This window comes from Absicoccus sp. (genome assembly GCF_034090965.1).
GTDB classification, from domain to species: domain Bacteria; phylum Bacillota_I; class Bacilli_A; order Erysipelotrichales; family Erysipelotrichaceae; genus Absicoccus; species Absicoccus intestinalis.
In genome coordinates, this window is the sequence record NZ_JAXDRQ010000036.1 from 1 (window position 1) to 13,318 (window position 13,318).

The following is a 13,318-nucleotide window of genomic DNA, read 5'->3' on the forward strand; positions in this document are numbered from 1 at the left end:
GGATGTTTTTTGGGGTATGTAAGTTTAAAAGAGAATTCTATGCGTATTCCTATTCTTTTGCACATCTTAAATAATTTGGTCGCCTTACTGATGAGTGTTCCTATTCTTTCAATTTTATGTTTATTGGGAATGTTTGCCTGCTTTGTCGGAATGGTTTATCTATTATATAAATATGGAAACCGAATTTCAGAATTGTTTAAACAGGAATATTGCACGTACAGATACGGAAAGATGTTTTTTACCAGATGGACGACCATCTTGTATATAATCTTCTTTGTAGGAGTCGTTGTGTTCCTGTAAGGTGATGAAGCATAGGAATGATAAAAATCTATGAATAGATCACAGCATTAAAAAGCTGGTGATATCAAAGGGAGAACTAGAATTGGCTCTCCCTTTTTTGATGGTATGATTTGAATTTCTTAACGAAAAAGATTTCTAAAGAAGGATAAGGTCTTACGAATTATTACTTGATAAAACGTTATAAATAAAAAAAGTCCTTTAGGTAAAGGACTTATTGACATATGGTGGAGCGTAGGAGGATCGAACTCCTGACCCCCTGCGTGCAAAGCAGGTGCTCTCCCAGCTGAGCTAACACCCCACAAAAGTGGTTTTGCAGAAAACAAAATGGTGGGCCTGAATGGATTTGAACCAGCGACCTCACCCTTATCAGGGGTGCGCTCTAACCAACTGAGCTACAGGCCCGCTTGCTGACTGCCTAATCATATTACCATTTGCGATATTTGATGTCAACACACTTTTTCACTTTTTTTAATAGATACTTAGAAAGGAAATCACTAAAAACAAAAGAAAAAATAAAATGATCGAAACTTGACGAAAAGCAAGGCGAAATACCGGATAGGCATTCTTTTCCGGCAAGGGTCGTAGATCGAACAAGCCTACGATGCCATAGCCAACCAACACACAGACAATCAAAGCGCGCAATCCCATAAAGTGGGTCATATAATTCAGGCCAATCGTAATGCCATTAAACAACATATGACATACCATATTCAGGGAAAGATTCCGATGTTTCCAATAGACCATGCCCAACAAGGTTCCCGTAAACATATGCATGATGCCTTGGGTAAAGTTCATATGCATCCAACCAAATAAAACGCCACTAAAGACAATCGCAAATACCGCACCATAAGGCATGAGGCTTTGTTCAATCTCTCCACGAAATAAGATTTCTTCGCAACAAGGCGCAATACATACAGCGGAAACCAGCATCAAAACAATATAGAAAGGTCCATGATAGGTGGTCAATCCTCCATCCATAAAATGAAGGCCCAATGCCATTTGGATCAGTGTTAAAAGCATGGAAAAGGTAATCGTGATCGTAAACATCGAAGCTACGGTCTTGATGACGGTCTCAAAAGAAAAATCCCATCGAAATTGGGCCTTGGTCCATTCGACCTTCAATGCTTTTTTACCAATCCAAGCTGTTCCTCCCGTTGTCAATATGGTCAACAAAAGCAGACGAACCCCTGCATAGGTTTCTTGATTGATAGAAATATAAAAACGCATATACAACAAACGCAATACCCATCCCAATAGGATCTGTGCAAAGGCAAGGCCAAGCAATAACCAACCAATATGCCGGACTTGGCGTGTTAGATCTTTCCATTTAGTGAAAACTGGTGGCATAGTATTCCTCCTATTGATATTTGGCACGCCATTGATAATATTCTTCATCTTTCTTCTCATCAATGGTCACTTCTTCTTCATACAGCCCAAAATGAGCTTGGGGATAGAGTTCCCAGAAATCTTGATACGAGACCACACTGTGCCAATTCGTATTTTGAAGATAAATTTTTTCTGCTTTTAAGCACACAAGCGTTCCATCTTCCATGATGACAAGAACATGACCTGCTTTTAGATATTCCATAACTTGGTTTGATTCAATGACTTTCATAGTACCTCAAAATAAAGGCTGGAAATTCCAGCCTATCGATTATTCATAATGTTCTTTTAATTCTTGGAAATAGCTCTTTGGATGCGCACATACTGGACATTTTTCTGGTGCATTCGGTCCCACAAATACATGTCCACAATTCAAGCAGATCCATACCGTATCTGGTGCTTTCTTGAACATCGTATCGTCTTCAATTTCTTTGGTCATTGCTTTGTAACGCGCTTCATGATGTTTTTCCACTTTCGCTACGCCATCGAATAAACGAGCAATTTCATCAAAGCCTTCTTCACGAGCCGTCTTGGCAAAACCAGCATACATATCGGTCCACTCATAGTTTTCACCAGCCGCTGCATCTTTTAGATTTTCAGTCGTTGTTGGAATGACACCCCCATGCAAAGCTTTAAACCACAATTTCGCATGTTCTTTTTCATTGCCTGCTGTCTCCAAGAAAATATTTTGGATCTTTACATATCCATCTTTCTTGGCTTGCGAAGCATAATACTGATACTTGATGCTTGCTTGACTTTCACCCGCAAAAGCTGTCTGTAAATTTTTTTCTGTCTGAGAACCTTTTAATTCCATAAAATCAGACCTCCTCTTTTTGTTTATTATACCATTTTTTTAGTCATTGGAAGCCCAATTTGGAATTTCTGTCCCCCTCCGGATCAATACCGCTTTTTGAAAATCCGTTTGATTTAAAAATTCCATGATGGCCAGTGTTTCGTCTTCATCACAGCCCACTAAAAATTTCACAACACAATCTTTCTTTAAGATATCGGCACTAATGACCAATGCATCGACCCGATTAGTTTTTTTGGATCCTTTATAAATATGAATGGGATCCGTGGATGGATCAATCGTATCGGTCAAGATTCCATAATCAACTGGATAGATCAAATTGGTGAATTGTTTATGTTTTGATCCTTTTGGATAATCAATCTGAATCGAACTGGACAAAACCAAAGTATCTACCTTTTGCCAAAATAGCGCATTATTTTCAATCTCTTGCATAAATCCTCCCGAAAACGTGTATATTTATTATAGCATTACTGAAACAGTTTTCAAGAAATGTAAATTTATTGTGCGCTGCTTTCAACAAAATCCCAGAAGTCTTCATATTCAGCTTGTTCAAAATCGATTTGTGACGTGTTGTTCCACAAACCAACTGTCTTATACGTATCATTGAAACCAATGGCCGCTTGTTTGACCTTGCCTTTTTTTATCGCATACAAAGCCGGTGTATACATGAAATACGGTACAATCTGAAGTAAAGCTTTGCCATCTTTGGTTGAAGAGATCAAATGATCGGCATCTTCGGTTTCTTTTTGAAAACCAAAATCCGTGGAATCCACCACATAAATAGTGAGATTTGGATGTTCGCCCTTGGTTTTTTTGATATAGGCATTTAACTTCTTACAAAACTGACAACCATCTCGTTCCACCATAAACACAAACGTATCTTTAATTTTGATCTTTTCTTGGAGCTGACTCACCGTAATATCTTTGGTCTGAAATGCTTTTTTCGACTGACAACCCACCAAAGAAAGGAATACAGCGAAAACACATACGATTGAAAACAAACGTTTCATATTGATCACTTCCTTAATCCATCGACTAATTTGGTCATGCTATATGCCAAAGCTTCGAGTTTTTCTGGCCCTTGGGCTAATGCTTGATGAAAAGACATCGCTCGATCTGCGGTTGAGAAAATGCCGATCATTCCCGTTTGATACATTTCTTGATACCCTTTACCTAAAGCACCTGATAAACAAATGACGGGTTTGTCATAGCGATTGGCCAATTCACAAACGCCAAAAGGAACTTTTCCATACATCGTTTGTGCATCGGTTTGTCCTTCGCCGGTTATCACCAAATCACAATCACGCACATCTTTTTCCATATGATTCGTTTCCATCAATAAGGAGATCCCGGCTTGTTGGCGGGCATGGAAAACCCCCAATAAGATTCCGCCAATACCCCCAGCAGCACCCGCTCCTTCATAGTCATCGATATCCACATGAAAGGTTTGTTGGACCTTATCCCGATACAAACGCATCCAATGATCGATCTCTTTCATTTGATTGTTAAAGATTCCTTTTTGCGCCCCAAAAATATACGTAGCCCCTTCTGGACCGAGTAGATGATTTTTCACATCGCAAGCCACGATGATCTCTATATGTGGCCGTTTAAATTGGCGCTTATCGATATAGGCAATTCGGCGCAAGCCATAAACACCTGGTTCCAATTCGTTGCGTTTTTTATCATAGAATTTGACACCAAAAGCACAAAGAATGCCCATGCCACCATCGTTGGTAGCACTACCACCCAGACCAATGACCAATGTTTTTGCCCCTTTATGAATGGCATCCTTGATCATCAAACCAACACCATAGGAAGAAGCAACCATCGGATTTCGCTTTTCTTTGGATGTCATATTCAAGCCAATACAACTAGCCACATCCATGACGGCCACTGATCCATTATAGGCATAGTGTGCTCGAATCGGTTTTCCATAGGCATCCACCGTATGACAGGAAACCATCTTGCCATGGATCACATCACAAAAAACTGCAGCCGTTCCTTCGCCGCCATCCGCCATGGGATATTTCACACAAATATGCTTTGGATTGGCACGAAGAATGCCAGCTTCAATGCGATCACAAGCTTGTGATGATGTCATACATCCTTTATAGGAATCACTCGCAATGACAATTTTCATATTTTCAGTTTACCATAGAAAAGATTGAGTTCAAAATCGCGATACTATATAATGAAAAGAGCTTATATGGAGGCATACGTATGGCCAAAAAACATGTATTGATTGGCGTTTGTGGTGGCATTGCCGCCTACAAAGCTTGTGATCTTGTAAGCACGCTTTCCAAACGCAATTTCGAAATAAAAGTAATGATGACAGAACATGCAACGCAATTTGTTCCCCCACTATCTTTTGAAGCCTTGTCCAAAAATCCAGTCGAAACTGACTTGTTTCATGATACAAAAGATCCCATTGCGCATATCAGTTTAGCCAATTGGGCCGATATTGTCGTATTGGTACCTGCCACTGCCAATGTGATCGCGAAAGTGGTCCATGGCATCAGTGACGATCTGGTATCCACCACCTTTTTAGCTTGTACATGTACCAAATTGATTTGTCCAGCTATGAATGTGGATATGTATGAAAATCCAGTGACCCAAGAAAATATCCAAAAAGCCAAGCAATTGGGCTATCAATTTGTGGAACCTGTAGTGGGGCATTTAGCTTGTGATGCAACGGGCAAAGGCAAATTAGCACCCGTATCCGCTATGGTCGATCGGATTGAACAATTGACCCATCCGACTTTTTCTTTAGCTGGAAAAAAGGTATTGATCACAGCCGGTCCGACCCAAGAGCCATTGGATCCGGTTCGTTTTCTTTCCAATCATTCTTCCGGAAAACAAGGTTATGCGATCGCACAAGCTGCTAAAGATATGGGGGCACAAGTCACGCTTGTGTGTGGTCCTTGTGCATTAACGGATATTCCTGGTGTCGAAATGATCCATGTTCAGACGGCGCAGGAAATGTTTGAAGCGGTAAAAAACACTTATGAAGATGCGAATTATATCATCATGGCAGCCGCTGTCGGTGATTATCGACCCGAAGTGGTTTCGAATCAAAAAATTAAGAAAGCGGATGCTTGTATGGAATTGCGTCTAATAAAAAATCCCGATATCTTAGCTTTTGTTGGTCGTCACAAGACGCATCAGATTCTTTGTGGCTTTGCGATGGAGACCCAAGATCTCGAAAAAAATGCGCACCAAAAGTTGATCGATAAAAATTGTGATCTTTTGATTGGCAATAACTTATTTGTGGAAGGAGCCGGTTTCCAAGGCGATACCAACGTAGTCTGTTTGATTACCAAAGATTCCATCGATCAACTGCCAAAGTTGACGAAATCGGAATTAGGATATAAAATTCTAAAGACTATGTCGAAACTAGAAAAGGAAAAATAATGCCTATGTTAGTGTGTATCGATATCGGGAACTCCAATATCACATTGGGTCTGATCAATAAGGATCAAATCGTGGGTAAATATCGTTTAACGACCAAAGCGCGTCGTTCCAGTGATGAGTTTGGGTTGATGTTGCAGTCCTTTATGCAAAGAGAAAATATACAAAAAGAAGATATTGATGATGTCATCATCACTTCTGTTGTGCCCAAGGTCATGCACTCTTGTCGCAATGGTGTTTTTAAATTCTTTGGGATCGAACCCATCATTGTTCGACCGGGCTTAAAAAGTGGAATCAGTGTTCAAATGGAAAACCCACGCAGTGTCGGTGCTGATCGAATCGTCGATTGTGCCGGGGCCTATTATCATTATGGCGGTCCGGTATTGGTCATCGATTTTGGTACGGCAACCACGTATGATTTTGTGGATGAAAAAGGTCGGTTTCGTGCCGGTGTGATTAGTGTCGGCATTGAAACGGGTGCTTTGGCATTGACCAACCAAACCGCACAGTTACCAGAAATCGAAATTCGCAAGCCAAAGACCATCATGGCTCGTAATACGCAAAGTGAAATGGAAGCAGGTGTCTTTTACCAATATTTAGGTGGAGTGGAATATACGATTCGCCAATTCCAGAAACAAGCCGATACTCCTCAACCCATCAAAGTTGTGGCCACGGGCGGTCTAGGCCGCATCATTCATGCCCATACCCCATTGATCGATACATACGATGCCGATTTGATCTTCAAAGGCTTAAATATCATTTATAAAAAAAATAAACCAATCAAAGAATAGAAACTTTGATTGGTTCTTTTTTTATATGGAAGCCGCTAATATAGCAGCAGCCGTACCATCGGCAGCCGCTGTTGTTAATTGACGCACATTTTTCGTACGCACATCACCTGCCACAAAAATATTTTTTACATTGGTTCGTGTATCTTCTCCCGCTTGGATATAGCCGCTTTTGTCCAAATGGACAATGCCTTCCAACAAGCTGGTTTCTGGTTGCATACCAATGGCCACAAATAAGCCATCTACCGCTAACGAACGCTTTTCTTTCGTTTGCACATTTTGAAGCGCAAGACCCGATAGTTTTCCCTGCTTTTCCTCTAAGCCACAAATGATCGTATTTGTGATGGGATGAATGTTGTCGATGGTTGCTAATTTTTCCTGTAGGACCGTTTCGGCTCGATATGTATTCCGACGATGGATCAAATAGACTTCTTTGGCAATCGATGATAGATAAATGGCATCATCCAAGGCAATATTACCACCGCCATTGACAGCTACCACTTTATCTTTAAAGAATGCCCCATCACAATTGGCACAATATGAAATGCCATGTCCAATCAGTTTTTCTTCATTGGCCAGGCCCAAATGACGATGGCTCGCTCCACCTGCATAGATCAAACTCTTTCCGGAATATGTATCTTGTGCCGTTTGGATCGTGACACGATTTTCTTCGGGAACAATCTTCACAACTTCTTCATAGACAAAATGAGCACCGAGATCCATGGCTTGTTGATAGAGCTTAAAACCTAGATCAGCCCCATTCACCGAAGCCATGCCCGGATAATTTTCGATTTCATTGGCCGTAATGATCTGACCACCCGGTGCATTTTTTTCAAACACGATGGCTTGTTTTCCTGCGCGTTGAATATATATGGCAGCAGTTAGACCGGCAATGCCAGCCCCAATGATCAATATGTTATTTTTATTCATAGGATCTACCTCCTTGTGCTTTCATCGTATCGAAAAATCGAACGTTTACCAAGTGGAATGCCCATCAATCGAACTTCTGGTTCCAATTGGATCTTTGTGTGGGCATAGACCTTCTCTAAGATGGTTTGGATCGCACAAGACACCGAATCCATGGTTGCTCCTTCATTGATCAAGATCAATGGACTGTCTGGATACATGCGCACTCCTTGAAAATGAAATCCCTTGGGCCACAAGGTCTTTAATATTGATCCCGTTGATATTTTGATATGATCTGCTGGCAAATCAAACATCTTCAAAGTAGGAAATTGTTTTTGGAGCTGGATGGCTTGGCTTTTGGCAACGATCACATTGCGAAAAAAAGAGCCACAACTTGGATAGCGTTGCAGATTCGGAATGCGATGGGCTCGTTGATCTACTATTTCTGCCCGTTTTTGAACAAGTACTTGTTTCGATCCTTTAATCAAAGAAACAACCACCGATTGAATAAACCAACGTTGGGGATCTTGTTGAAAAATAGACGTTCGATATCCCATACCCAATTCAGCTTTTGAAAATGTTTTTATTTGATGCGTGAAACGATCATACACTTGGACCGATTCAATGACATCTTTTAGTTCATGGCCATAAGCCCCTGCATTCATCATGGCAGCTCCACCTAAGCTTCCTGGAATGCCCGATAAAGATTCCATGCCTTGGTACCCATTTTCTACGCTCCATTGAATAAATGCGTCCATATTTTGACCGGATTGGATGCGAATGCGTACACCCTGCACGGTTTCCGATTCCATTTGCCAACCCATCATTTGATTGATCAGCCAAACATCTTGGGCCTTTTCCTTTCCTACCAACGTATTGGTGCCTCCACCTAAAATCGAAGCATTTGGATATAAGTGAAAGATATCTTCAATTTCTTGATCCTTTTCGACAATGATGGCCGTATGGATGATAGGTCCCATACGAAATGATAAATACGTGGATAGATCAAAATGTGTTACTGTCTTCATCTTTGTCCTCCTATATCTTTTTTATCTTAGATATTGTCTTCTGTCTTGTGATTTGCTCAAAAAAAACTGTGTCCTGCTAAAACAGAACACAGCCAGGGGGAAATTCACGATGATTTTTGCTCAATCTCTGAAAGATCTATAAGATCATGAATGCCCAATGGGTGTTGAAAAACTTTCGTTGGCTTCGCACTGTTCTCCTTATCCTGCATTCGGCTTTATTGCGATGCATATGGAAACAGAAATCGTTTTTGTTTCATGCCTAAACGATCATCCCTCCTATCTTCACTATACCTTTTTTCTCCCATAAAAAAAGTACCCCTGGGGTACTATTGCTTCTGTTTATAGGCATCCAATTTGTCTTTCTTACAAATCTTGGTGAACGGACATTGTTCACACTTAGGATTACGGGCTGTACAAAGATAACGACCAAAAAAGATAAAATCATGATGGGCTTGATTCCATCGATCGCGATCGATCTTTCGTTTGAGCTTGGCTTCCACTTTTTCCACCGTATCATAAGGTTTAGCCAATCCCAATCGTTTACTCACCCGATCCACATGGGTATCCACCGCAAAACTAGGAATCCCAAAAGCTACACTGCGAACCACATTGGCCGTTTTTCGGCCTACACCAGGTAGTGACATCAAATCTTTATAACGCGATGGAACGATACCATCGTAGCGTTTTTCCAGCTCTTTGCTTAGATTGGATATCGCATAGGCCTTATTACGATACAAACCAATCCGTTTGATGTAAGGGATGATGTCTTTGACTTCGGCTTGTGCCATCTCCTTCGAAGTCGGATAGGCCGCAAATAAGGCTGGTGTGACTTGATTGACCGATGCATCGGTGGTTTGGGCCGATAAAACAACCGCTACCAACAATTGAAACGGAGTTTCATGGATCAATTCACATTGGGCATGCGGAAATATTTTTTCGATTTCATCAACAATTTCATTACCGGTCACGAATACCATCCTCCACTTCTTCCACCGTTAAGCCTTTTTGTTTCCAAGACACCAAGATCGATTCCATATAATTCAGGGATAATTTATTATAGACCACGGCTTCATTGAGCGCACAAACGACCATGCGCTCGGTGTATTTTTCTTCCAGATCAAGGATGCGTTGCATTTCATTGGGGCTTAAAGGACGACCAAATTCGGTTTCAATGCGTTCAATCAAAGATTGATCCAAAGGTTGTCCAATGTCGTCTTCATAGACGCCGTCAATATGAAAGGTCAAGGCCCCGTCATGAAAATCAATGGTCAAATAGCCTTTATCCGATAGAGATAAAAAGATTTCTTCAATCTGATCCACATCTAGCTTTGTTTTTGTGGATAGGGCTTCATGATCTATTGGGGTATGGGTTTGATTCATAAAATCAATCAATAATAAGACCATGGCTTCATCGTTGTTGACATGCAGATCTTGGAGATGATCCAAGATCCAAGTGCGATGATCCATATACGGTGCATTCCAATCCATCTTACTCATTTGGGCTCAACCCTCTTTCATAGACACGAACAAAGGTATCATAATCAATCAAGATCATCGATCCATCGCCCGTGATCACATAACAAGGATTATTATATCCATAACCGAGAACAATCGTATCGGCTTGGATACCATACTCTTTTTTTGCCACTTTCTTCGCTTTATCATAATTTAACGTGCTCATTTTTCGCGTCGTGATGACATTGCCCTTCACATTAAACCAATATAACGTTTTTTTCGTGTAGCCTTGATACGTCTTATAATCAAAAACATGCGTCGTTAATCCTTGAATGCCTTTGACTTTCTTTTCGATCTTCGCTTGATTTTGGGCTTCGACTTGTTCATGAACGCGATTGGGACCACTGATGAAAAGTGACCAAAAGATACATATCAAAAGGATCAAGACGATCCATAATACAGCAGTAAAACGACGATTCAGTCCTTTCATCCTATCCCTTCCTTTCTTATAGACGTTTGATAAAGGTTTCCACTAATTGTGCCGATTGAGCACTGGCTTTGGGTGCATATTCCGAAAATTCCATGGGATTATCATGGTGAACAGCCACATCACTCAATGCCCGGACAATGACATAGGGCACTTGGAACGAATGGGCCACTTGGGCAATGGCGCCGGCTTCCATTTCACTGCAGGCCGATTGTGGAAAATGGCTCATCAAACGATCCAGATCTTCCGTTCGTGACATAAATAAGTCTTGACTGGCAATCCAACCTACATGAAAAGAAATGCCTAGATCTTGGGCACACGATGTACAAAGATCCACCAATTTTTGGTCGGGTTCATAGACCAGACCATAGGCGTCGTCTCCATCCAATGCGGTCAAATCAAAATCGGCTTGTACCACCATTTGAGAGATGACAATATCCAAGACGTTTTGATCGGCTTTTAGACCACCGGCCGTACCAATGTTGATAATGGCTTCTAAATCTTGTTTCATGCATAAGATCGCTGTGGCCATGGCCGCATGCGTCTTACCAATGCCCGATTTTGCGATCACGATGTCTTTGCCATGCATTGTACCATAATGCAAGGTACAGGTGGCGACTTGTTCGGTTTTCGTAATGGTCGATAGCTTTTCAATGGCTTCGACTTCCATATCCATTGCAGCAATAATTCCTATCATTTCGTTTCCTTTCTTGTACATACATAAAAATATTTTTCACCCGGACAGATACCGGGATGGGTAAAGTCCGTATCGATGGATTCAATTTCAAAATAGGGTTCCAATTGTGTTTGTAACCATTGGGGATCATAGACTCTTTGAAGGTGATGTTCCTGGATGAGTCCGGCTTTCGTATAAAACGCAAAGTCTTGATAGATCCAATCGTCTTCGCTTTCAATGGACCATTGGTATTTGGTACCATCGCAAAACTCACCCGTTTCATTCCATTCTTGGCGAAATTCTGCTAAGCGATCCAAAGCGTGGGTATCAAAGAAAAAGGTGCCATGGGGATGTAAATGATCATGGACTTGTTGAAAAAAGGTAATGACATCTTCTGGATCTAGAAGATAATTGAAGCTATCACATAAACAGGCAATCGCCTCAAACGATCCCAAAGCACTTAGGTCTTTCATGTCCTGGCAATAATACGGAATGGTTGGATCTTTGGCCTTGGCTTGATCGATCATTTGTTGCGAAAGATCCAAAGCTTGCATCGTATAGCCTTTTAAAGCAAGGGCATGAGTGATTTCTCCTGATCCACAGGCACATTCTAACATGGAACAAGCGGATTTGTGTCGTTCGATCCAAGTAACCCAGGCTTGTGTTGCTTGTTCATCTTTGACTAGATCATCATAATAGGTGGCCAACGTACTATAGATCATAGCTAGTCACCGGACAATCTGCATACAAACGATCCAAATTATAAATTTGACGTGTTTCTTTCACAAATAAATTGACCACCACATTGCCAAGATCCAATAAGATCCAAGGACTATGGGCATCGCCTTCTTGACGAATGGGGATATCAAAGCCTGCTTCTTTGACTTTTTCTTTGATGTTTTGGGCAATCGCATTATTTTGACGAAGATTATTGGCTGTGACCACAATGATATCATCCATAAATGGAGTGATATCCATACAATCGTAGTCTTTCACGAACATTCCTTTTCGTTCCAATATCGCTTGAATCACGACATCTTTTAATTCCATACTTATTTTCCTTCCTCTAAATATTTATCATTTTCATTTTTTACGGCCCAAAAGCCTTGATAAATATCGGCTTTGCATAGATCGATCAAATGGGTAGAATCATAACCTCGTAAGGGATCGGTCTTATCGGCACAAAACACGATCATCGCATAGGGATCTCTATGATCATCGCCTAAGACATGATGATAGATGGCATTTTTGATTTGGGGATCATCCAAATAAAAGATGCGGTCCACGATTTCGCTTCCGACAAAACCATGCCATACCGGAATGGCCCATTTCTTATTTTCGGGACAAATGGCATCCATCCATTGTTCCAAATGGATTTTATCCATATTTTTCGCAATATCATGAAACAAACCAATATAGTAGGCTTTTTGCCCATCCAAGCCATTGGCCAAGGCCATTTCTTCACATAAATGGGCAACCGATACGCTGTGTTTGTAGCGATGTTGCGTTTCTCTTTCGGCAATAAAGTTTTCTATGTATAAACGATGTTCATAGATATATTGTAAGACACTGTAAGGTACATAATTCAATTTATTGCCCTTGCGAATTTCCGAACTGGATACAGGCATGGCTTCCATATGGATACACTGAATCGGATATTGGGTCTTGGCTAGCTGGCCATCTCGATCCACACAAACAAAAGAAATCAACGAAGTCAATGTTTCGGGTTCGCGCCATTGATCAAATTGTGTCAATTGATCATTGCCGATCATCCAGACAAATTCATGATCGGGATACCTTTGTTTCAAGGTCTTGACCGTATCGATCGTATAGCTTTTTCCTTCTCGTTCCATTTCCAATGTACAGACATGAAAGCGTGGATCATAGGCCATGACTCTTTGGATCATAGCCAAGCGATGGACATCGGATGTTAAGATTCGATCTTTTAATGGCGTCGATTTGGTGGGCATGAACCAAATTTCATCGCAATGAAGCTTTTGTAAACCGGTCTTTGCGATTTGGATATGGCCATAATGAATGGGATCAAAGGATCCACCAATAATTCCTACTTTCATT

General features: G+C 41.0%; 17 protein-coding genes and 2 tRNA genes. 2 read left to right on the forward strand and 17 right to left on the reverse strand.

Features of this window, described 5'->3' with window-relative positions; genetic code table 11:
• Nucleotides 1-522 precede the first annotated feature (522 nt).
• The 8 genes from SOS22_RS05085 to SOS22_RS05120 form a co-directional block, all read right to left on the reverse strand.
• Nucleotides 523-598, reverse strand: a tRNA-Ala gene (locus SOS22_RS05085).
• A 27-nt stretch (nucleotides 599-625) separates the two neighbouring features.
• A tRNA-Ile gene (locus tag SOS22_RS05090) sits at nucleotides 626-702 on the reverse strand.
• Between the two features lie 66 nt (nucleotides 703-768).
• Nucleotides 769-1,647 (reverse strand): CPBP family intramembrane glutamic endopeptidase, encoded by an 879-nt coding sequence (locus SOS22_RS05095; RefSeq protein ID WP_320596531.1) that lies wholly within the window; start codon nucleotides 1,645-1,647, stop codon nucleotides 769-771.
• 10 nt (nucleotides 1,648-1,657) lie between these two features.
• Nucleotides 1,658-1,915, reverse strand: coding sequence for a hypothetical protein (locus SOS22_RS05100; RefSeq protein ID WP_320596532.1), 258 nt, complete (start codon nucleotides 1,913-1,915; stop codon nucleotides 1,658-1,660).
• Nucleotides 1,916-1,954: 39 nt separating this feature from the next.
• Nucleotides 1,955-2,497: a rubrerythrin gene (gene rbr, locus SOS22_RS05105; RefSeq protein WP_320596533.1), complete on the reverse strand. Its 543-nt coding sequence runs from the start codon at nucleotides 2,495-2,497 to the stop codon at nucleotides 1,955-1,957.
• A 39-nt stretch (nucleotides 2,498-2,536) separates the two neighbouring features.
• On the reverse strand, nucleotides 2,537-2,926 hold the full coding sequence (locus SOS22_RS05110; protein ID WP_320325572.1) for an Inorganic pyrophosphatase: 390 nt from the start codon (nucleotides 2,924-2,926) through the stop codon (nucleotides 2,537-2,539).
• A gap of 65 nt (nucleotides 2,927-2,991) precedes the next feature.
• Nucleotides 2,992-3,504 (reverse strand): hypothetical protein, encoded by a 513-nt coding sequence (locus SOS22_RS05115; RefSeq protein ID WP_320596534.1) that lies wholly within the window; start codon nucleotides 3,502-3,504, stop codon nucleotides 2,992-2,994.
• Between the two features lie 5 nt (nucleotides 3,505-3,509).
• The gene (locus tag SOS22_RS05120) at nucleotides 3,510-4,634 is read right to left on the reverse strand and encodes a glycerate kinase (RefSeq protein WP_320596535.1); all 1,125 of its coding nucleotides are present in this window, start codon (nucleotides 4,632-4,634) and stop codon (nucleotides 3,510-3,512) included.
• Nucleotides 4,635-4,714: 80 nt separating this feature from the next.
• Between SOS22_RS05120 and coaBC the strand changes: the two genes are divergently transcribed.
• Together coaBC and SOS22_RS05130 are read left to right on the forward strand one after the other, a co-directional pair.
• Complete coding sequence (gene coaBC, locus SOS22_RS05125) at nucleotides 4,715-5,905, forward strand: bifunctional phosphopantothenoylcysteine decarboxylase/phosphopantothenate--cysteine ligase CoaBC (RefSeq protein ID WP_320325575.1); 1,191 nt, start codon at nucleotides 4,715-4,717, stop codon at nucleotides 5,903-5,905.
• 5 nt (nucleotides 5,906-5,910) lie between these two features.
• Nucleotides 5,911-6,693, forward strand: a complete 783-nt coding sequence (locus SOS22_RS05130) for a type III pantothenate kinase (RefSeq protein ID WP_320325622.1) — start codon at nucleotides 5,911-5,913, stop codon at nucleotides 6,691-6,693.
• A gap of 21 nt (nucleotides 6,694-6,714) precedes the next feature.
• Here SOS22_RS05130 and SOS22_RS05135 read toward each other — a convergent pair whose 3' ends face one another.
• The 9 genes from SOS22_RS05135 to nadD all read right to left on the reverse strand — a co-directional run bounded on the left by SOS22_RS05135 (nucleotide 6,715) and on the right by nadD (nucleotide 13,317).
• Nucleotides 6,715-7,620, reverse strand: coding sequence for an NAD(P)/FAD-dependent oxidoreductase (locus SOS22_RS05135; RefSeq protein WP_320325576.1), 906 nt, complete (start codon nucleotides 7,618-7,620; stop codon nucleotides 6,715-6,717).
• Nucleotides 7,621-7,625: 5 nt separating this feature from the next.
• Nucleotides 7,626-8,624: a UDP-N-acetylmuramate dehydrogenase gene (gene murB, locus SOS22_RS05140; protein ID WP_320596536.1), complete on the reverse strand. Its 999-nt coding sequence runs from the start codon at nucleotides 8,622-8,624 to the stop codon at nucleotides 7,626-7,628.
• A gap of 326 nt (nucleotides 8,625-8,950) precedes the next feature.
• Nucleotides 8,951-9,592 (reverse strand): endonuclease III, encoded by a 642-nt coding sequence (nth, locus tag SOS22_RS05145; RefSeq protein ID WP_320596537.1) that lies wholly within the window; start codon nucleotides 9,590-9,592, stop codon nucleotides 8,951-8,953.
• The gene (locus SOS22_RS05150) at nucleotides 9,582-10,121 is read right to left on the reverse strand and encodes a DnaD domain-containing protein (RefSeq protein WP_320325579.1); all 540 of its coding nucleotides are present in this window, start codon (nucleotides 10,119-10,121) and stop codon (nucleotides 9,582-9,584) included. Before SOS22_RS05150 ends, nth begins: the two co-directional genes overlap by 11 nt.
• Nucleotides 10,114-10,569 (reverse strand): hypothetical protein, encoded by a 456-nt coding sequence (locus SOS22_RS05155; RefSeq protein WP_320325580.1) that lies wholly within the window; start codon nucleotides 10,567-10,569, stop codon nucleotides 10,114-10,116. The genes SOS22_RS05150 and SOS22_RS05155 overlap by 8 nt, the downstream gene beginning before the upstream one ends.
• 16 nt (nucleotides 10,570-10,585) lie before the next feature.
• Nucleotides 10,586-11,263: a 5'-methylthioadenosine/adenosylhomocysteine nucleosidase gene (locus SOS22_RS05160; RefSeq protein WP_320325581.1), complete on the reverse strand. Its 678-nt coding sequence runs from the start codon at nucleotides 11,261-11,263 to the stop codon at nucleotides 10,586-10,588.
• Nucleotides 11,260-11,964 (reverse strand): class I SAM-dependent methyltransferase, encoded by a 705-nt coding sequence (locus tag SOS22_RS05165; protein WP_320596538.1) that lies wholly within the window; start codon nucleotides 11,962-11,964, stop codon nucleotides 11,260-11,262. Before SOS22_RS05165 ends, SOS22_RS05160 begins: the two co-directional genes overlap by 4 nt.
• Nucleotides 11,954-12,292: a ribosome silencing factor gene (rsfS, locus tag SOS22_RS05170; RefSeq protein ID WP_320325583.1), complete on the reverse strand. Its 339-nt coding sequence runs from the start codon at nucleotides 12,290-12,292 to the stop codon at nucleotides 11,954-11,956. The genes SOS22_RS05165 and rsfS overlap by 11 nt, the downstream gene beginning before the upstream one ends.
• Before the next feature lie 2 nt (nucleotides 12,293-12,294).
• Nucleotides 12,295-13,317 carry a nicotinate (nicotinamide) nucleotide adenylyltransferase gene (gene nadD, locus SOS22_RS05175; RefSeq protein WP_320325584.1) on the reverse strand — a complete coding sequence of 341 codons (1,023 nt, stop codon included), beginning with the start codon at nucleotides 13,315-13,317 and terminating at the stop codon, nucleotides 12,295-12,297.
• Between the last annotated feature and the right edge of the window lies 1 nt (nucleotide 13,318).